Below are 201 nucleotides of genomic sequence, written 5' to 3' on the forward strand. Positions count from 1 at the left end.
TTCTGGGCGGTGTCGTGCAGGGGCAGGTTGCGCAGTCCGGTGGCCCGGGCGGCCCGGATCCGGTCCTCGGCCCGGGCCCGGAGCCGGTGACGGAGTTCGAGGGTGGCGATCGGCCGGCCGGTGGTGTTGGTCGCGAAGCACGTGATCCGCATGCCGTCCGCGTCCGTGATCCTCAACTGAGCGCCAGGATGGGAGCGTTCC

1 pseudogene is annotated in these 201 nt (G+C 72.1%); it reads right to left on the minus strand.

Annotated features, from left to right (window positions below):
* Positions 1-201: pseudogene (locus IG99_RS47310) on the minus strand (IS1380 family transposase); the annotation flags it as partial.

The sequence above is a fragment of the Streptomyces griseus subsp. griseus genome (genome assembly GCF_000720255.1).
In the GTDB taxonomy this organism is placed as follows: domain Bacteria; phylum Actinomycetota; class Actinomycetes; order Streptomycetales; family Streptomycetaceae; genus Streptomyces; species Streptomyces griseus_I.